This window comes from Streptomyces sp. NBC_00572, assembly GCF_026341815.1.
Classification (GTDB): Bacteria; Actinomycetota; Actinomycetes; order Streptomycetales; family Streptomycetaceae; genus Streptomyces.
The window spans coordinates 15,359-32,754 of record NZ_JAPENX010000004.1 but is presented as its reverse complement, the minus strand read 5'-3'; the positions used below and the strand labels follow the sequence as shown (position 1 = coordinate 32,754).

Genomic DNA, 17,396 nt, shown 5'->3' with positions numbered 1-17,396 from the left:
TCTCGTGTGCACCAAACCGTGAGGACACGAAGAGGAGGCGCCGGGAAAGGAATTCGTACGCGATTCGTACGCGACGTGCCCGACCTTTGCGCGCCATGAGCACGCGAAGCGTGCGGTTCATGGGATAGGTTGCCAGGTAGGAGGTAGGGCATGTCCGAGTTGTTCGACGCGGTCGACGCACTGCTCGCGTCCCGCGCCACGCTGCCGTCGCCGGAAGAGCGCAAGCGGCTGCGCAGGGCCCACGGGCTGACGGTCGACGAGGTCGCGACGGCACTGAAGGTACGTCGTGCCACCGTCAGCTACTGGGAGTCCGGCAGGACCGAGCCGAGGCCGCCGGAGCGCGACGCGTACGCGCGTCTCCTCGAAGGCCTCGCGAAGCTCTACCCCGCCGACGCGGCCACGCCCGAACCGGCCGAGTCGCATGAGCCGTCGGAGGCGCCGCTGCCCGAGGCGCCCGCGGACACCACCGCCCCCGCTCCGGCCACCACCACACCCGCCACACCGCCCCCGCCCGGGACCACCAGGCCGCCACTGACTCCGACTTCGACTTCGACGTCGGAGTCGAGGTCGGCGTCGGCGACGCGCCGCGCGCCCACCAGGAAGCCCGCCCCGGCGGGCACCCCGGCCGACACCCCCGCGAGCACCCCCACCGACACCGACCCGCGCTTCGCGAACGGCCCGCTCGCCGTGGTCGACGTAGCCGCCGACGGCCAGGTCTTCGCGTACTGCACCGGTGGCCTGGTCCTGGACGTACCGGCGAAGTCGCTGCCGGCCCTGGTCGAGTGGACCCTGACGGAGGGACGGCTCGGGCAGCCGAAGCTCGCCGGGCCCGGCAGGAGCGCCGACCCGCTGATCGTGCTCACCGAAGCCGCGCTGGAGCGCTACGGCCTGCCGACCACCCTCACCGAGCAGGAGCGGGTCGCCGGACGGATTCCGGAGGGCCACAAGGTCATCAAGCAGCTGACCCGGCAGGACTGGCAGCTGACGAAGCGCGGCTTCGGCCCGTGGGCGCGGATCTACCGCCCCGCCACCGGCTCGGAGCGGGCCTGCGTCCAACTGTGCATCCCGTCGTGGGACGCCCTCGACACCCGCCACTGGGGCGACGCCGCAGGCCTCGCCCCGGAGGAGCTCGCCCGGCTCCTCGGCACGTACGCGGAACGGGTGATGACACCGCGCGGGTCGACCGCGGTGACCGGCCTGGAACTGATGACCGCGCTGCACCCGCCGACCCGCGCCTCCGAGCCCGACGCCGACGGCAAGCGGCACTCCGAGCACAACCCCGGAAGCCTGGGCAAGGACCCGGTCGACCCTGCGCCGTGCGAGGCCCCCGACGGCCACCCGCTCCTGGCGGACCTGCCCCGGTTCCACGTCCGCGGCCCGGCGGAGAAGCTGTTCGAGGAGGCGTACGACTGGGCGCGGCCGATGACGGACGCCGAGTGCACCCGCCGGCACCTGGTCGGCATCGACGTGAACATGGCCTTCGCAGCCGGCGCCAACGGCCTGATCGTCGGCACCGGCGCGCCGACACACGTCAAGGAGCCGGTGTTCGACCCGAAGCTGCCCGGCTCGTGGCTCGTCGACCTCTCCCACGTCGACCTCTCCCGGGTGAAGGTCGCCAAGGACAAGTGGGTGCGACTGGACGGCAGCCGGCTGCCGAGCCCGTTCACGCCGAAGGGCGAGCACCCGCAGGGCCCGGCCTGGTACGCGACGCCGACCGTGGCGTACGCGGTGGAGCTCGGCTACGACGTCGCGCCGGCCGAGGCGTACGTACGGCACGAGAACGGCCGCTACCTGGACGGCTGGTACAACCGGCTCCGCGACGCCTACCTCGCCACGATGGCCGACCTCGGCGTGGCCGCGGACCTGCCGCCCGAGGACTTCCTGACGGCGATGGACGGCCACAGGAGCCGTGACCCGGAGCTGGCGATCGTCGTCTCTGCGATCAAGGCGACGGTCAAGGGCGGCCTGGGCAAGCTGCGCGAGCGCCCCCGCGGGGAGGGCTGGCGGCCGGGCGAGCCGTGGCGGGCCCTGGCCCGGCCCACCTGGCGGCCCGACATTCGCGCGGCGGTCATCTCCCGCACCCGGATCAACCTGCACCGCAAGATCGTCAAGCACGCCGCCTTCACCGGCGACTACCCGATCGCGGTCCTGTCCGACTGCGTCGTGTACGCCGCCGACGGCACCTCGCCGCTGGACTTCCTGCCCTACCGCGAGGGCAAGCCGCTGCCCGGCGGTTTCAAGCTCGGCATCAACCCCGGCCTGGTCAAGCACGAGGGCACCCAGACCGTCCTGTGGGGCGAAGAGGTCCGCGAGCGGTTCGACGCCCCGGAACTCAACCTCGCCCGGTACATCAAGGACGGCACCGTCACCGATGCCGACAACGGGGAGTAGCAGCCGATGAGCATGTTCGGGGACGGCCTCGAAAAAGCGGTGCAGAAGGCGTTCACCCGCCCGGCGCCCAAGAGCGCCGGCGCGCAGATGAGGTACCTGGTCAAGCAGCTCAAGGGCACCAAGGCGGTCGCCCAGATGCTGCGGATCTCCCAGCGCACCGTCGAGCGGTACGTGAAGGACCAGATCAAGAAGCCCCGCGCGGAACTCGCCGCCCGCCTGGAGGCCGAGGTCAAGAAGCGGTGGCAGCCGCAGATCCGGGCGAAGGCCAAGGAGAAGGCGTCGAGCACCGGCGGCATCATCATCGACACCCAGGCCCGGCTCGGCTACACCGCCCCGATCGGCTCGACCGACCAGGACCGCATCCGCCACCTGACCGTGGCCCTGCCCCCGCAGTACGCCGCACGCCTCTTCCGGGCCCAGGACGCGGGTGCCACCGACACCGAGCTGCAGCAGATCGCGGCCGAAGGCCTCAAGGAGATCTACTTCCAGGACGGCGGTCGCCGAGCCGGCTCCCTGGAAGAAGTCCGCTTCACGGACATCGAGCACCTGGAATTCGACCTGTAGCCCCCGCACTTCGCACAACCGGCGAGCCCCGGACCAGTCGGTCCGGGGCTCGCTGACGTATCGCGGGAGTCGTCGTCCGTGTCGGGGAAGGCGCTGTCGGGGAAGGCGTTTCAGTGGCTTCGGCGGTAGTGGCCGGCGATCAGGGAGATCGAGAACATCGCGGTCATGACGCCCACGGCCAGGGTCAGCGTGCCCGCCGTGCCGCCGCCCATCGACCAGCCGTTGCCGAGCAGGAGGGCGGTGCCGCCGATGCGGGCGAGGACGGCGTACCCACGGTTGCCGACGCGGCTGAAGTGACGGGCCAGGACGTAGCAGGCGGCGATCATCGAGAGGAAGGTGACCGAACCGGCGGCGAAGTGGGCGTAGCTGTGCCAGGTGAGTTCGGCGGGCATTCCGTAGGGGGTGCCGACCGGGAAACCGTCGGCCGGGTCCATGACGAACACGCCCGCCGCGATCATGCCGAAGCCGGAGACCCGAACCAGCCGCGGCGCCCACGTGCCCCCGGGAGTGCCGTGCAGTGCCCGGCGCAGACCGGTCGCCCCGAGGGCGAGCAGGGCACCGACGACCAGGAAGTTGGCGATCTGGAGCCAGCCGAGGGAGCCGTTGCTCAGCGCGCTCAGCGGGTGGCGGGTGATGTCGAAGCCGTCCCGGGTGGCGGCCTGGGTCAGAGCGACGACCGCCCACAGCGGAGACGCCAGGACCGCACAGGTGAGCAGGGAGCGGGTGGCGCCCCGGGTGGCCGGGGTGCCGGTGGCAGCGGCGGTGGCGGAAAGGGTGCTGCGGTGGTCGACGGTGGTCATGGCGGGTGTCCTCCGGGGTTCGTCGTGTTCGGTTCTCGCTGACACGTCGATCCAGCGATGTGACAGGGAATGGCGGCATTCCCTGTCACATGACGTCGTTCGACGTGTAGGCAGACGGCGACCACCGCACCGCAGGTGTCCCGTCTCATCGAAGATAGTCGCCGGATGCGACCTGACCTGGTTGGACTAGGTTCCGTGAGACGGCGTGCCTGCACGAGTACCGCCACTCCGCCCTGACCCACCTCGGCGAGCAGGGCGCCTCGCTGTTGATGCTGATGGCGAAGTCTCGCCACAAGAGGCCGGAGAACGTCCGCCGATACTTCAAGCCGTCCCCGAGGCGATCGCCGAGCTCACGAGCCTGCTCGCGCTCGGCGGCAGCCACCGCTGAGCCGCGTTCCTTGATCCTTCTCGGTGGCGGCGGCGGAGGCGGATAGAAGCGTCGCAGCGGCGAGGCTGCCCCAGAGGGCAGCCGAGCCGTGGGAGGCGAGAGCGGTGATGACCGCCGGGGAGACGGCGAGGCCGAAGCCCGTGGAGAGCTGGAAGCGGGCGAGGGCGCGTCCCAGGACATGGGCCGGCGCGAGGGCGGTGACAAGCGCGGTGGCGCTGCCGGCATAGATGATCTCGCCGACGGTGCAGACCACGGACACCGTGGCGACGGCCGGGGCACTCCAGCCGTGTCCCAGCGAGGTGGCCACCAGGAATCCGAGGTAAGACGCGGCGAGTACCACGCCGGCAAGAGCCAGCACGGCCCGCCGTGAGAAGCGGGACATCAGGACGGTGACCGGAACCTGCAGGGTGACCACCAGCACCGTGTTCGCCACGAAGATGGCTGCCGACCACACCGGGGATGCGTGCAACTGGGTCACCAGGACCAGCGGGAGCGCGATTTCGGGGACGTTGAGGCAGAAGACGTAGACCACGTTGGCCGCCAGCAGCGCGCGCATCCGAGGTGCGGGCCCATGGGCCCTGTCCGTGGCCGGGGCAGCAGCCGGATGCGCGCGCAGGCGGACCGACCACGCCAAGGCTGCCGCAGCGAGATAGGCGAGCCCGGTGACGGCTGCCAGCGCCTGCAGTGCGGTGGTGCCACCCGCCAGGCATGCGGTGGCGAGGAGGCCGCCCACGCCCAGGCCGGCGTTGCGCAGGGCGCGGCCTCCCGCGAGAGCGGCGTCGCGTTCCCGGCCGCGGGCGACCGTGGCCACGAGGGCTGCATGGGCGGCCGGCCAGGCCTGGTTGCCGATGCCGAGGAAGAGTGCCGCCGTCGCGAACAGCCAGACGTGCCCCGCCGGGGCGACCAGCAGCAGCGCCACGCCCACCACCCGCACCAGCATCGACGCCGCCACGACCGTGCTGCGTGCGCCCCGGTCCAGCCATCGGCCCACCGCGGGCATGGACACCAGACCCACGACGGCGCCGACCGTCATGGCGATGCCGGTGGCCGACGCGGACAGCCTCAGCACCGTCACCCCGTAGAGCAGCAGAAAGGGCCGCAGCAAGCCGGTGCCGAGCGCGTCCACGGCCAGGGCGACGGCATAGCGGGTGCCTCCGGAGGCACGGACGAGGGCGCGCGGCTGGAGCTTGGTGATGGTTGCCATGGCGTCAACGGTGCGTTCGGTCCGCCGGGCCGACTATGCCGGTTGACGGAGACCGTCAACCGACGCGGTCGTCGGCCATCCGACCAGCGAGAATGACGGGATGACGTTGAGGATCGACATCGGCGGCCTGCCGTCCGGGCGGCTGCGGTTCGCTGCCTCCCCGCTGGCCGAACTGACCGCGATGCTGCATGTGCTGGCCGAGCCCGCGCATCACCCGCAGTTCGCCGGCTGGGCCGGGGACGTCTGGGCCGGGCTGCGGCCGGAGCTGGCCGAGCGGCTCAGGGAGGCAGAGTTCCTCTGGCGTTCCTCACGAGCCGACTTCCTGGTCCCCGCTCGTCCCCGGCCGACCCTCACCGAGGAACTGGACGATGTAGACCGGATCGACGACGAAACCTATGTGACCGCCGCGCTCATCACCACGTGCGGCAGCAACCGGGTCCACTTCGCCGCGCCGTCACCGCTCGCCGACGCGACGGCGCGCGAGCGGGCCCTGGACCTCGCCCAGGCCCGCGGCGCGCTCCAAGAGGCCTTCGCGGAACGGCTGCTCGCGGACCCCACAGCCGTGCGGGCGCGGGTGCGTCACACCCTCGAACAGTGCGCCGAGGCCTTCTTCGACGCCGCATGGACGGGCGTCGCCGTGCAACTCGCCACCGACCTGCGCCTGAAGAACGACCTGCTGAAACGCCAGGGCATCGGGGCGGCACTCGCCTCAATCTCCAGCGCCGTCACCCTGGCGCCGGACGGCAACGGCATCGTCGTGGACAAACTGCAGGACAATGCGACCGTCGCCCACGGCACCGGGGTCACCTTCCTCCCCAGCGTCTTCGGCCGCCCGCACCTGGTGGCGGTCCACGCGCCCGGGTGGCAGCCGGTGGTGCAGTACCCCGTCGCCGAGCCGAGTCCACCGGAGCCGGTAGCGCTGGAAACGGTCACGCTACGGCTGGAGGCACTCGCGCATCCGGTACGGCTGCGGCTGCTGCGCACCCTGGCCCGCGGCCCGCACACCACCGGTGAGCTGGCCCACGCCTGGGAACTTTCACCCCCGGAGGTTTCCCGCCACCTCGCTGTCCTGCGCCGCGCGGGCCTGCTCACGGCCCGGCGGCAGGGCCGCTACGTCCGTTACACCGTCAATCTGCCCGATCTGACGGCGCTGGGGACCGACCTGCTGGCGGCCGTACTGCGCTGAGTAGCGTCACCTCGAACCCCAACCGGTACAGCCACCCAGCACCCCCAGCGCGATCGCCTACACGACTAGATTCGCTGAGACGGAAGGCGAAACGACTGGGTTCGCTGAGTGAACGCCTCGATTGAATGAGAGCGGTCAGCAGGTCATCGCACGACGAAGTCACCGCACGACGAGAAGAGAGAACCCCATGCGCTACCTGATGACGACCAGGCCTTCCGACACCGCCCCCGACGAGCAGCTGTACGCCGAGATGGGCAAGTTCGTCGAGGAGCTGACGGCCGCCGGTGTGCTGCTGGCCACCGGCGGCCTCGCGCCGGGCGGCATCCTGGTGAGCTCGGCCGGCGACGAGATCACGGTGACGGACGGGCCGTTCGCCGAGGCCAAGGAGGCCGTGGCCGGCTTCGCGCTGATCGAGGTCCGGTCCAAGGAGGAGGCGATCGAACTGGCCCGCCGCTTCCGCAGGATCGTCGGCGACGGCGAGAGCGTGGTCCAGGAGGTCTTCGGCCCCTGAACTGCCGACACTCCTGAACTGCCGGCCCCCGGACCTGCCGGCCCCTGAAACCGTCGGCCCCGGACCTGCGGGCCCCCGGCCCTCAGCCCCCGGGCTCCAGCCCCGGCCCCCGGGCTCCGACCAGCGATGACAGCACCTGCCCCCGGCTTGCGAGCGAGCCGGGGCAGGTGCTGTCATCGTGCCTGTGCTCGATGCCCATCGCACCATTGACGCGGTCTGGAAACTCGAATCGGCCAAGATCATCGCCGGGCTCACCCGGATGGTGCGCGACGTCGGACTCGCCGAGGAACTGGCCCAGGACGCGCTCGTCGCCGCGCTCGAACAGTGGCCCGGTTCCGGCATCCCGGACAACCCCGCGGCATGGCTGATGACCACCGCCAAAAGACGCGCCGTCGACCACATCCGGCGCTCCGAGCGCCTGACGCGCAAACAGCAGCAGCTCGCCCACGAGCTCGAACAGCAGCAGGACACCGAAGACCAGGAGACCCCCGAACAGGACGACGTCCTGCGACTGATGCTCATCTCCTGCCACCCGGTCCTGCCGACGGAGGCCCGGGCCGCACTGACACTCCGACTGCTCGGCGGCCTGACCGCCGAGGAGATCGCGCGGGCCTTCCTCGTCACCGGGACGACGATCACCCAACGCATCGCCGCCGCCAAGCGGACGCTGGCCGAGCAGCGCGTACCGTTCGATCTGCCGGACGAAGCGGAGCTGGCCGAGCGCCTCTCGTCCGTCCTCGAAGTCATCTACCTGATCTTCAACGAGGGGTACTCGGCGACCTCCGGCGACGATCTGATGAGGCCCGGCCTCTGCCTCGAAGCACTGCGACTGGGCCGGCTGCTGGCAGAGTCGGCACCCCAGGAAGCCGAAGTGCACGCGCTCGTCGCGCTGATGGAGATCCAGGCCTCGCGCTCGGCCGCACGCACCGGCCCGTCCGGCGAGCCCGTCCAGCTGCACGAACAGAACCGGGGACGCTGGGACCAACTGCTCATCCGCCGCGGCTTCACCGCGATGCTGCGCGCCCGAGAAGCCGGTGGAACACCCGGCCCGTACCTGCTGCAGGCGGCGATCGCCGTGACCCACGCCCAGGCGCGTACCGCCGAGGACACCGACTGGGTGCGGATCGCCGACCTGTACGGGGCGCTGGCGCGGCTGCTGCCGACACCGATCGTCCAGCTCAACCGGGCGGTGGCACTCGGAAGGGCGCACGGACCGCAGGCGGGCCTCGACCTGGTCGACTCCCTGATCACCGACCCGGCGCTGCGCGACTACCACCTCCTCCCCAGCGTCAGAGGAGATCTGCTCCTCCGCCTGGACCGGCGCCAGGAAGCGCGGCTGGAGTTCCTCCGGGCCGTGGCACTCACCGGGAACGCCTCCGAGCGCGCCTTCCTGCGCCGCCGCGCGGAGGAGATCACCGTCACCGGACCGTCCCTCCCGACCCTCGGGCAGGCCGCGCACGACTTCCTGAGCCGCGACGCCCTGAACGCCGCGACCGTCCACTCGTACGGACAGACCCTCCGGCGCCTGTGCCGCGCCCTCGGCGAACACACACCGCTGGCCGCCCTGACGGCCGACCAGGTGGCGCAGACGTTCGCGACGGCCTGGGGAGGCACCGAGGCCGGCACCTGGAACCGCCACCGCTCGGCCGTCCGCTCCTTCAGCACCTGGACGTCGGCGAACGACCTCGCGGCGAAGCTGGACCGCCGTACCGAGACCCGCCCCCGCGCCCAGGCACTGACAGCGGAACAACTCGACGAGCTGTGGAGCCACCCGGACCTGCCGTTGCGCGAACGGACGCTGTGGCGCCTCCTCCACGAGTCCGCGGCCGGCGTGAAGGCCGTCCTGTCCCTCGACATCGAGAACCTGGACCTGGACGACCGCCGGGCCCGCACGAGCCGCGGCTGGGTGAGCTGGCGCTCCGGAACCGCCCGGCTCCTGCCCCGACTGCTGGCCGACCGGACCCGCGGCCCGGTCTTCCTCTCCGACCGACGCCCCGGCCCGGCCCGGACGCCCGAGCCCGCGGATCTCTGCCCGGACACAGGCCGCAGGCGCCTGTCCTACGAGCGGGCCGAATACCTGTTCAAGGAGCGGACGAAATCCCTCGACCCGACACACAACGGCTACACCCTCCGCAGGCTCAAGCCCCCACCGGAACCGAACTGAACCGGCCCGGCGCGACCTCGTACTCCGTTAGCGTCGGACCCATGATCGTATGGCTCAACGGCACCCACGGCGCGGGCAAGACGACGACCGGCGCACTCGTTCAGCAGCTGATCCCGGACTCACGGGTGCTCGACGCCGAAAAGGTCGGCGAGACCCTCATGGACATCACCCCGGGGCTGCCCAGGACGGACAACTTCCAGCACTGGCCGCCGTGGCGCCCCCTCGTGGTCGAGACCGCCCGCCGCGTACTCGACTACACCGGCGGCACTCTGGTGATGCCCATGACGGTCCTGGTCGAGCGGTACTGGCGCGAGATCAGCGAGGGCCTCGCCCACCACACGATTCCGGTACGCCACTTCGTCCTCCACGCCGACCGGGAAACCCTCCGCGAGCGCATCGCGAACGACACGGTTGTCGGCCCCGACTCCCCGTTCCGCCTCGCCTACCTGGAGCCCTACGCCGAGGCGGCCCGCACCTGGCTGCACCAGGAGGCCGAAGTCATCGACACCACCCACCTCACCCCCACGGAAGCCGCCTGGCAGATCGCCGACGCCGTCAAGGTCGTCAAGGCCTGAAGCCCGTGCGCAAAGGTCCAGCGACTCCGTCGCGAGGCGAGGCCGACGGAAGGTGCGACCGATGAAGGTGCGACCGGCCGCTGTCGGCGAGCGGCCTCAGACGAGTGAGCGTCCCGTGGGCGTCAGCCGGAGTCTCCGGGGTGCCGCTGTCTGCTCTCGCTCGATGGCCGGCAGGAGTTCGACGCGTGCCAGGGGATGAGCACGCATGCCGGTGAGGTGCCGACGGTGCGCACTCTCGTCGGGGTACGAAGTGACGATCACGGCGACGTTCTCGCCGGAGCAGACCGGCAGCCTCGGGAACGTGTTGGGCGCGTCCTCGGTGGTCAGGAAGGCGAGTGGAGCGGGCCCCGTCTCCAGGAGTACGGGAAGGAGTCCGTCCCTGATCAGCGCGATGCCATCGTGTCGTCCGGGAGGGAAGGACCACACGATGGCGGCCACGAACCGGTCCGGCGCAGGAGCTCCGACCGCGGGCCGCCCGGAGGGGGAGCAGGTGAACCCGCTCCCGCTCGGCTCGGGGCGCAGGAGCAGGACGTCGTCGGAGTCGATCATCGTGTCGTTCGCCCGGGGACCGTGCCTGGCCCAGACGGGGCCGCCGTAGAAGTCCGAGAGCCCGCGATGGCGCGCCGTCATGTCCGGGAATCCCCGCAACCAGACGAAGCGGTCCGGGTCGTCGAGGTCCCGGAACTGGCCGAGGACCATCATCCCCACCTCTTCCTGGGATTCGACGAACTCTCGGTCGAACAGCGCTATGAGCTCGTCGCGCCGGCCCGGACGCAGGGTGTACTGGCGAAGCTCGATCACGGAAGGCAGGCCGACGGGGTCGGTCGGTGGCACAGCAGGACTCCTGTTCGACGCTTCATCGGGTACGCGATCCCGGCGCTCGTTCGGTCCGAGCCGGGACGCGGACCCGACGGTAGGGGAGCCGTATGACAGAGGCTGTCAGGGTTTCCGAAGAGAATGCCCCCATGACTGCCAGTCGACTGCTGTCGGTGCTGCTGCTGCTCCAATCCCGTGGCCGCCTGTCCGCACGGACGATCGCCGAGGAACTGGGGGTGTCGGTGCGGACCGCGTACCGCGACCTGACGCGCCTGCAGGCTGCCGGGGTTCCGGTCTACGCGGAGCCGGGCCGCGGGGGCGGCTACCGACTCCTCGACGGCTACCGCACCCGGCTGACCGGGATGAGCGAGGGCGAGGCGCGGGCACTGTTCCTCGCCGGACTGCCCGGCCCGGCCGCGGACCTGGGGCTCGGGGGCGAGGTGGCCGCGGCCCGGCTGAAGCTGCTGGCCGCGCTGCCCACAGGACTACGGGACGAGGCGGAACGGACCACGGCGGTCTTCCACCTGGACGCTCCCGGCTGGTACCGGGAACCCGAACGGACACCGCACCTCCCCCTACTCGTCGACGCGGTGCTCACCCGGCGTGCGGTGGACGCGCGCTACCGCCGCTGGCGCGCCCCGCAGGAGGTGGACCGCCGCCTCCACCCCTACGGACTGGTCCTCAAATCCGGTACCTGGTACCTCGTGGCCGCCACGGAGAAGGGCGTCGCGACCTACCGCGTCACCCAGATCCTCGACGCGGTACTGAGCGGCGAGACGTTCACCCGGCCGGGCGACTTCGACCTGACCACGTACTGGAACTCCTACCTCGACGCGTTCGAGGCACGCCGCCACACCGGTACGGCCACCGTTCGGCTGTCCCCCCGGGGACGCCGGCGCCTGCCCGACAACGTCCCGCCGGAGGTGGTGCGGGCGGTCGACTCCACCGCGACCGCCGTCGGCGACGACGGATGGGTCGAAGCGGTCATACCGACGGAAAGCACCGAACACGCCTGCGGCGAGCTGCTCCGGCTCGGCGTCGACGTCGAGGTCGTCGCACCGGCGGAGCTGCGCCTGGCCATGGCGGAGACCGTACGGTTCCTCGCCCGGGCCTACGAAGTCCACTGACGCCGGAACATCCCGTCGGGCAACTGCTGTCGGGACCCGGGTTCGGGCGCCGCGTAGTGGCTGCTCGGAACCACGAGTGTGTGTGTCCCGCCACCGACAGCGCCCCGGGCCTCAGCCGGCCCGGCCGGCTACCGGGCCGGGTCCGCGCGACCCAGGAGTGCCAGATGCTGACGAACAGCGGCTGCCACCAGCTGCTCGTCGTCGGTGGCGAGCAGGTCGAGCAGGGCTCCGTGCAGGACGGCCAGCGGGAGAGCAGCAGCGCGTCATCGAGGGGCGGAGCATCCCCACACCGCCGCGCCCGACCGTGGACCCGCCCGGGGCGGCGTGCCAGCATGACGCGGTGACGCAGATCATCAAGGGGGAGAACCTGCCGGTCCCCGGGCAGGCGTGGCGGATCGAGGTCGTCCGGCAGGCGGCCGGCGACGGGGTGCCGGAGGTGGCGGTCTCCGCGCTGCTCCTGGACGCCGCCGACAAGGCCGTCGGGCACCTGGTCCTCGAACGGACCGGCGCAGTGGACGACCGGTCCGCGGACCGGCTGGACCTCGACACCGGGAGCGTCGGACCGGACGTCCGGCGCATCGTGATCGTCGCCGTCGGCCAGAACGGCACGCTCGGGCAGGTACCCGGCCTGTCGGTGCGGACGTCGAGCGCCGCGACCGGGGAACAACTCGCCCTGTACGAGGTCGACGACGCCACCACCGAGACGGCGCTCGTCCTCGGCGAGTACTACCGGCGCGACGGTGGCTGGAAGTTCCGCGCGGTGGGCGAGGGCTACGACGAGGGGCTCAGGGCGCTGGCGGAGGACTTCCGCATCTCGGTGCCGGCACCGACCCAGGGCGGGCCGGTCCCGGCGGAGCTTCCGCACGGGTCGGTGGGCAAGTCCGCGGGCGCGACCGGGCCGGTGCCGGTGGAGCTTCCCCGCGGGGCCGTCGGCAAGTCCCAGGGATCGCCTGCTGATACGGAGCGGGGGCAGGGCTCGGGTGGTTCGGCCCAGGGGCAGGGGCAGGGGCAGGGGCAGGGGCACGGAGGCGGCTCGGGACTGACGAAGGGCGAGGCCGAGGGACACGGCCCGGGCTCGCATCCACCGCATGCCTTCGCCCAGGCCCAGCCCGGAGCCGTGGCCCAGGCCCAAGCCCCGCCCCAGCCCCGGCCCCCGACCCGGGGGCCGGGAGCGATCCCGGTGGTCCCCTCGCCGGCCGCGTCGCCCGAGGCGGTCGCCGCCGTCGGGATGCTCGGCGGGGAGTTCGACGACATCGTGTACAGCGGGCGGGGCAGCGCCAAGTTCGCCATGGACACGACTCCGCCGCCCGGCTACGTCCTGGTCGACTTCGCCCGGACCGGCAAGGGCTACTTCGACCTGGACTCCATCGACTGGAACGGCAGGGAGGCCGTCGACCTCGGGGACTCGGCCACGTCCCACCGGTTCGAGCGACGGGTGATGTGGTGCGACAACCTGTACCCCTTGCGCTTCCGCGTCGGCTGCGACGACCGCGACGAGTGGACGATCGTGATCCGACCCGTGAGCACGGTGCGCGAGCTCGGCGAGGCGGCCACCGGCCGGGGCTCAGAGGTACTGCTCCACACCGGACCCGCCGGCGAGCTGGTCTCCCGACTGCGTCCGACGGAGGCAACCGGGTCCGTGCGTGTCGAGGGGCACAAGCCGCGTCGCCCCGGTGCCCCCGCCAGGTACCCGGACGCTCTGGCGAGCGAGTCCGGCCGGAGCCCGAAGGTTGCGCGAGCGCTGCCGGAGGGGCCGCTGTTCGTGGCGGTCGTCCGAGGAGAGGGCGACTGGTCGCTGGAAGTCCGTCCCCCCAGAAGCGTCCCGCCCCAGGAGAAGCGCTCCGGTATCTGGCGCCGCTTCAGCAGGTCCTAGATCCCACGCCGTTCGGCAGCGGCGGGGCGATGCTCACTTGTCGCAGTGCTCGGCGGGTTCCTGGCGAGCAGGCGCGTCGCCGAGGTCCTCGCCGTCCTCCCTTTCGTACTCCGCCGTACGGAGCCCTGTCGGGTCGCGAAGCCACTGCTGTCCGTCGCTGTCGATGAATTGGATCGCCCGGAGCGGGGCCCCGCCCTGTTCGATTCCGAACCTGCTCAGAAGGAATGCGTCGACGGCGCGGTGATCGAAGACCATGCGGGTGCAGGGTGGGATGGTCGAGAAGGCCATGAAGACATCCTCGTGCTTGGCCGGGTCGATGTTCGCGTCCGGTGCGTACCACCACAGCTCGACGTTGGTCACCGGATCCAGAGAGCGGTTCACGATGACGATGGTCTCGGCGAGTTCACCGGCCGACTCGGTCCAGTAGCCGACCCGTCCGGCCTGCTGCCGCGCGTCCTGGTCCAGCTGCCGGCGTGTCGCGTCCACACTCGACGACGCCACCGTGGCGCTGAAGAAGAGTCCGATCGCGGCCGCGAGCGCTGTCAAGGCCGTCGCCCAGGGCACGAGGACGTCGCCGAGGCCACGTGGCCGTCGTGCGGCCCCCGGCGGTGCGCCGGTCGGCGGACGTCTCCGGAGGGCGTACAGCCGCCGGGCTCTGACGGCAGGGGAGGGTGCTCGATGCATCACACCATCACCATCAGCCAGGGGAACCAGCCCGGCCACCTACCGCCGAGGGTGGCAGAGGGGAGGATGACGGCCTCATCGGGACACCTGCACGGGAGGGGATACGCGACACTCTGCCGGGTGATATCGATGCAGCCCGTCGTGGAGATACGCCATCCCGAGGGTTTCCCCTTCTGCCTGTTGCCGACGGGAAGCCGTTCTGGCACATGGCACTGAGCGGTGAGCTCACCGCTGCCGAGGTCGGGACAGCCGTGATGAGCATCGTCGCATGCAACGACATCGACCCCGATCCGAACGCGGGGGACGACCGCCCGCCCCGGCCTGCTCACCCGCTCGGGTCATTCCTGCACGGACTGCTCACGTTCGACAGCCTTTTCGCGGCCGGTGGCCTGAGAGTCACGGACAGCTCCTCAGGCGTCACGTTCCTTCCCGGATGCTGCAATGGGCTGGAGGAGTGGCGTGACTGGCGCACGGTCGTCAGCGGCAGCGGACCGGTCTTCTTCGGCCATGACCCCTACCCGGTGGCTGAGCGCTTCGGTGACACCGTCCGGCTGATCGTCGACATCGAGCAGAGTGACAGCCCGTCGATCGAGTGGTCGGCCACCGGGCTTCGCCGTCAACTGGGAAGGGTCGAGCGCGACCTGGCCGGCTTCCTCGCGCTGGCATCCGAGTGGGGCTCCGGGAACCTGCCCGACCACTCGGTCCCCGTCGTTGCCGCCCTCGCCCGCGTTCTCGACCTACCCGCGCCGGCCGTACCGCCCCATCGGTAGAACCACCGGTCGGCTCGGCTGATCAAGTGGGTCGCTTCCAGGCCGCCGCAGCACCCGGATCTCCCGCCCGGCGGAACGGGCGGTGTACGCGCGCCTACGCCTCCACGGGGGAGAGGCAGCGGTCCAGCTGCCGAGCCTCTGCCCATCCTGGAGACGATTCCAGGTGCGATTCGTCTTCGTGTGCGATGGAGGTCGGTCTGTGCGAAGAAACGTGCAGGACGGCTGTTACCCGGCCTGGTCACGCGGTTGGCGGAGTGCGCCGGGGGGTGCTGCTGGTGGTGCGCCGGCGCATGCAAGGGCTTGTGGTTGATCAGTGAACGGGTGGATGTAGCTGTCAGCGAATGTCAGGGCCATGCCTGTCGCATATGCGTGCCCGATGAAGGTGACAGTTACGGAAATGTCCGTACCTGGTAACCGGCCGCAGTCAGCATTCCGCCAGGGCCGGCGGGGCGGCAGAGTTCGGGTCCTCGGCCCGTACCGGACCGGGACCCGCACCGCTCTCACCAGCTGTTATCGGCTGGTGGGGCACTGTTTTTGAGGAGACATCACCCATGTCTGCTTCTTCGACCGCCCGCCGTATCGCCGCGACCGTCCTCGCGGCCGGCGCCATGGTGTCCGTCGCAGCCCTGCCGGCCTCCGCCCACGACGGCGACCGGCACCGGACGCCGAAGGTGGAGATCAGCAGCGTCCAGGCGGACAGCCCCGGACGTGACAACCGCAGCGTCCGGTCGCTGAACGCGGAGTGGGTGGAGATCACCAACAACTCCCGCCACGCGATCAACCTCGACGGCTGGACCCTGAAGGACGAGGACGGCCACCGCTACAAGTTCAACGACTACCGTCTCGCCGGCCGTTCCACCGTCCGTATCCACACCGGTGAGGGCCGTGACACCCGCACGGACCTGTTCCAGGACCGCCGCAACTACGTGTGGGACAACCACTCCGACACCGCGACCCTCCGCGACGACCGCGGCCGCACCGTCGACACCGAGTCCTGGGGCCACCACCACCACCGCCGCTGACCCCTCCCGTTGATGCCCCGTCTCCCGCCACGTCCACAGCGGAAGCCGGGGCATCGGCCTGCCCCCGGTCGGGTACGCCCGAAGCGCTTCGAGACCAGGGGCAGGAACCGGTGTTGGCCGGGACGACGATCGCCGGTGTCGGGAGCTGCATGAGCCGTCGGATGCCGTGGTCATGGCCAGGTGTCTTTTCGAGTGGGCCATGTGGATTCACTTCCCGCGGACTCCTGTGCTGAGGGCGACGCTGTAGGCGTCCCGAGCCCGCGTCCGCGAAGGGTCGATGCCGAGGGGCAAGTCGTCAGTGTCGACCCTTCCGCTCTTCGTCAGCACCTTCCAGTACCAAGCAGCCGGCACCACCACCAACCGCACCGTCGACACCCAGGTGCAGGACCTCACCGGGGAGACCGAGGGGCACCTCGCCACCCTCGCCGAGGGCTGCAAGACGCACCGGTTACGTTGACGAAGCGGACGGCAGCCGGCTCCTCACCAGCCCGGGCCGAAGGTGGCGCCGTGAGCGACGTCGTGGTTGCCCTCGGTCACACGCGTGGGCCCAGGAACAGGCCTCCGCTCGCGTCCACGACCTGGCCCGTGATCCAGCGGGCGGCGTCCGATGCGAGGAACGTGACCACCTCGGCGACGTCGTCCGGTCCGCCCAGCCGGTCGAGCGCGGTCATGCCGGTGATCTGTTCGGCGAGTCCCGGCACGTCGAAGACGGCTCCGTTGGTCGGCGTTCTGGTGGCTCCGGGAGCGACCGCGTTCACCGTGATGCCCCGGGGGCCGAGTTGGGTGGCGAGGGTCCTGCTCATCGTCTCGACTGCGGCCTTCGTCATCGCGAAGGACGTCTGTGCCGGGTTGGCCATCCGGGTCGCGACCGAGGAGATCGTGATGATCCGGCCGCCGCCGCTGTTGCGCAGCAGGGGCAGCGCGCGCTCGATGATGAAGTAGGGCGCGCGCACGTTCACCGCGAACAGGTGCTCGAACTCCGCCCGCGTCGTCACGCCGAGCGGGCCGGCCGGTGGGGCCGCCGCGTTGTTGACGAGGATGTCGAGCGGCCGACCGGCCAGGGCCGCCTCGACGCCCGCGAAGAGCGTGTCGACGTCGCCGTCCACGCCCAGTTCGGCCTGTACGGCGTGGGCGGTCCCACCGGCGCGCTCGATCGCCTCGACTGTTGCCGCCGCCCCGCTTGCGTCCTTCCCGAAGTGCACGATGACCAGGGTTCCTTCGGCCGCGAGCCGGGCCGCGATCGCCTGCCCGATGCCACGCGACGCGCCTGTCACCAGAGCCGTTCTGCTGGTCGTGCCGTCCATGACGTCCACCCGCCTCA

Annotated in this window: 17 protein-coding genes and 1 pseudogene; 13 read left to right on the top strand and 5 right to left on the bottom strand. The window is 71.1% G+C overall.

Translation table 11 applies throughout. From position 1 onward, the window contains the following. Window positions 1–150 precede the first annotated feature (150 nt). Window positions 151–2,391 (top strand): helix-turn-helix transcriptional regulator, encoded by a 2,241-nt coding sequence (locus OG514_RS38765; protein WP_266903165.1) that lies wholly within the window; start codon window positions 151–153, stop codon window positions 2,389–2,391. A 6-nt stretch (window positions 2,392–2,397) separates the two neighbouring features. Next, window positions 2,398–2,955: an XRE family transcriptional regulator gene (locus tag OG514_RS38760; protein ID WP_266903163.1), complete on the top strand. Its 558-nt coding sequence runs from the start codon at window positions 2,398–2,400 to the stop codon at window positions 2,953–2,955. A gap of 110 nt (window positions 2,956–3,065) precedes the next feature. Here the strand turns inward: OG514_RS38760 and OG514_RS38755 are convergent, their stop codons facing one another. After that, entirely contained in the window at window positions 3,066–3,755 is a 690-nt protein-coding gene (locus OG514_RS38755) for a DUF998 domain-containing protein (RefSeq protein ID WP_266903161.1), read from the bottom strand. Between the two features lie 209 nt (window positions 3,756–3,964). Here OG514_RS38755 and OG514_RS38750 point away from each other — a divergent pair. Continuing rightward, window positions 3,965–4,143: pseudogene (locus OG514_RS38750) on the top strand (site-specific integrase); the annotation flags it as partial. Here the strand turns inward: OG514_RS38750 and OG514_RS38745 are convergent. Further along, window positions 4,106–5,347 (bottom strand): MFS transporter, encoded by a 1,242-nt coding sequence (locus tag OG514_RS38745; protein WP_266903159.1) that lies wholly within the window; start codon window positions 5,345–5,347, stop codon window positions 4,106–4,108. The pseudogene OG514_RS38750 and the gene OG514_RS38745 overlap by 38 nt on opposite strands. 100 nt (window positions 5,348–5,447) lie before the next feature. Between OG514_RS38745 and OG514_RS38740 the strand changes: the two genes are divergently transcribed. The 4 genes from OG514_RS38740 (at window position 5,448) to OG514_RS38725 (ending at window position 9,783) form a co-directional block, all read left to right on the top strand. Then, window positions 5,448–6,533 carry a helix-turn-helix domain-containing protein gene (locus tag OG514_RS38740; protein WP_266903157.1) on the top strand — a complete coding sequence of 362 codons (1,086 nt, stop codon included), beginning with the start codon at window positions 5,448–5,450 and terminating at the stop codon, window positions 6,531–6,533. A 187-nt stretch (window positions 6,534–6,720) separates the two neighbouring features. Continuing rightward, entirely contained in the window at window positions 6,721–7,044 is a 324-nt protein-coding gene (locus OG514_RS38735) for a YciI family protein (protein ID WP_266903155.1), read from the top strand. Window positions 7,045–7,222: 178 nt separating this feature from the next. Next, entirely contained in the window at window positions 7,223–9,208 is a 1,986-nt protein-coding gene (locus tag OG514_RS38730; protein WP_266903153.1) for a sigma-70 family RNA polymerase sigma factor, read from the top strand. A gap of 41 nt (window positions 9,209–9,249) precedes the next feature. Next, a complete protein-coding gene (locus OG514_RS38725; protein ID WP_266903151.1) occupies window positions 9,250–9,783 on the top strand; it encodes an AAA family ATPase in 534 nt (177 codons plus the stop codon). Window positions 9,784–9,879: 96 nt separating this feature from the next. On the opposite strand, the gene OG514_RS38720 is transcribed toward OG514_RS38725, so the two are convergent. Next, window positions 9,880–10,617 carry an NIPSNAP family protein gene (locus OG514_RS38720; RefSeq protein WP_266903149.1) on the bottom strand — a complete coding sequence of 246 codons (738 nt, stop codon included), beginning with the start codon at window positions 10,615–10,617 and terminating at the stop codon, window positions 9,880–9,882. A gap of 131 nt (window positions 10,618–10,748) precedes the next feature. On the opposite strand from OG514_RS38720, the gene OG514_RS38715 reads away from it, so the two are divergent. From OG514_RS38715 to OG514_RS38705, 3 genes are all read left to right on the top strand, one after another. Beyond that, window positions 10,749–11,726 carry a YafY family protein gene (locus tag OG514_RS38715; RefSeq protein ID WP_266903147.1) on the top strand — a complete coding sequence of 326 codons (978 nt, stop codon included), beginning with the start codon at window positions 10,749–10,751 and terminating at the stop codon, window positions 11,724–11,726. A gap of 164 nt (window positions 11,727–11,890) precedes the next feature. Continuing rightward, complete coding sequence (locus tag OG514_RS38710; protein ID WP_266903145.1) at window positions 11,891–12,070, top strand: hypothetical protein; 180 nt, start codon at window positions 11,891–11,893, stop codon at window positions 12,068–12,070. Beyond that, entirely contained in the window at window positions 12,067–13,599 is a 1,533-nt protein-coding gene (locus OG514_RS38705) for a TerD family protein (RefSeq protein ID WP_266903143.1), read from the top strand. The genes OG514_RS38710 and OG514_RS38705 overlap by 4 nt, the downstream gene beginning before the upstream one ends. A gap of 33 nt (window positions 13,600–13,632) precedes the next feature. Here the strand turns inward: OG514_RS38705 and OG514_RS38700 are convergent, their stop codons facing one another. After that, on the bottom strand, window positions 13,633–14,145 hold the full coding sequence (locus OG514_RS38700) for a hypothetical protein (RefSeq protein WP_266903141.1): 513 nt from the start codon (window positions 14,143–14,145) through the stop codon (window positions 13,633–13,635). 392 nt (window positions 14,146–14,537) lie between these two features. Here OG514_RS38700 and OG514_RS38695 point away from each other — a divergent pair, with 392 nt between their 5' ends. From OG514_RS38695 to OG514_RS38685, 3 genes are all read left to right on the top strand, one after another. Continuing rightward, entirely contained in the window at window positions 14,538–15,053 is a 516-nt protein-coding gene (locus OG514_RS38695; protein ID WP_266903139.1) for a hypothetical protein, read from the top strand. Between the two features lie 551 nt (window positions 15,054–15,604). Then, window positions 15,605–16,075, top strand: coding sequence for a lamin tail domain-containing protein (locus OG514_RS38690; protein WP_266903137.1), 471 nt, complete (start codon window positions 15,605–15,607; stop codon window positions 16,073–16,075). A 298-nt stretch (window positions 16,076–16,373) separates the two neighbouring features. After that, the gene (locus OG514_RS38685; protein WP_266903135.1) at window positions 16,374–16,532 is read left to right on the top strand and encodes a hypothetical protein; all 159 of its coding nucleotides are present in this window, start codon (window positions 16,374–16,376) and stop codon (window positions 16,530–16,532) included. A gap of 76 nt (window positions 16,533–16,608) precedes the next feature. Here the strand turns inward: OG514_RS38685 and OG514_RS38680 are convergent, their stop codons facing one another. Then, window positions 16,609–17,379 carry an SDR family NAD(P)-dependent oxidoreductase gene (locus OG514_RS38680; RefSeq protein WP_266903133.1) on the bottom strand — a complete coding sequence of 257 codons (771 nt, stop codon included), beginning with the start codon at window positions 17,377–17,379 and terminating at the stop codon, window positions 16,609–16,611. Window positions 17,380–17,396: the final 17 nt, after the last annotated feature.

Excerpts from the sequence above, each read along its gene's own strand:
- OG514_RS38765 (WP_266903165.1), top strand. The coding sequence starts at position 151 with ATGTCCGAGTTGTTCGACGCGGTCGACGCACTGCTCGCGTCCCGCGCC.
- OG514_RS38760 (WP_266903163.1), top strand. The coding sequence starts at position 2,398 with ATGAGCATGTTCGGGGACGGCCTCGAAAAAGCGGTGCAGAAGGCGTTC.
- OG514_RS38755 (WP_266903161.1), bottom strand. The coding sequence starts at position 3,755 with ATGACCACCGTCGACCACCGCAGCACCCTTTCCGCCACCGCCGCTGCC.
- OG514_RS38745 (WP_266903159.1), bottom strand. The coding sequence starts at position 5,347 with ATGGCAACCATCACCAAGCTCCAGCCGCGCGCCCTCGTCCGTGCCTCC.
- OG514_RS38740 (WP_266903157.1), top strand. The coding sequence starts at position 5,448 with ATGACGTTGAGGATCGACATCGGCGGCCTGCCGTCCGGGCGGCTGCGG.
- OG514_RS38735 (WP_266903155.1), top strand. The coding sequence starts at position 6,721 with ATGCGCTACCTGATGACGACCAGGCCTTCCGACACCGCCCCCGACGAG.
- OG514_RS38725 (WP_266903151.1), top strand. The coding sequence starts at position 9,250 with ATGATCGTATGGCTCAACGGCACCCACGGCGCGGGCAAGACGACGACC.
- OG514_RS38715 (WP_266903147.1), top strand. The coding sequence starts at position 10,749 with ATGACTGCCAGTCGACTGCTGTCGGTGCTGCTGCTGCTCCAATCCCGT.
- OG514_RS38710 (WP_266903145.1), top strand. The coding sequence starts at position 11,891 with ATGCTGACGAACAGCGGCTGCCACCAGCTGCTCGTCGTCGGTGGCGAG.
- OG514_RS38695 (WP_266903139.1), top strand. The coding sequence starts at position 14,538 with ATGAGCATCGTCGCATGCAACGACATCGACCCCGATCCGAACGCGGGG.
- OG514_RS38690 (WP_266903137.1), top strand. The coding sequence starts at position 15,605 with ATGTCTGCTTCTTCGACCGCCCGCCGTATCGCCGCGACCGTCCTCGCG.
- OG514_RS38680 (WP_266903133.1), bottom strand. The coding sequence starts at position 17,379 with ATGGACGGCACGACCAGCAGAACGGCTCTGGTGACAGGCGCGTCGCGT.